At 40.9% G+C, this 235-nt stretch carries 1 protein-coding gene; it reads left to right on the top strand.

Annotation, left to right across the window (positions count from 1 at the left end; all coding sequences use genetic code 11):
- Positions 1-14 precede the first annotated feature (14 nt).
- On the top strand, positions 15-235 hold a 221-nt coding region (locus tag FS736_RS23985; protein WP_144481575.1), incomplete at its 3' end, for a hypothetical protein.

Here is a 235-nt window from a genome sequence, read left to right as displayed (position 1 = left end):
AGGGTATTGTATGATTGTATTTTAAGATTATATTACTTAATGAGAAGATTGAGATGATTTGGTGTGGTGTGTTGGGTGATTGTATTTTAGTGATTAAAGATATTGATGAGTTGGAGGAAGGGGTTGTTGATGGATGGTTGAGAAGGATGTGGGGATTTGAGGAGAGGTTGCTTGATCTGGTGGTTGTGCTGTGGGGTAAAAGGGGGAAGGAGCGAATGGGTGATCGGCATTCAAT

It is taken from the genome of Cytobacillus oceanisediminis 2691 (assembly GCF_007678455.1).
In the GTDB taxonomy this organism is placed as follows: domain Bacteria; phylum Bacillota; class Bacilli; order Bacillales; family Cytobacillaceae; genus Mesobacillus; species Mesobacillus oceanisediminis_A.
This window is presented reverse-complemented; position numbering and strand designations above follow the sequence as displayed.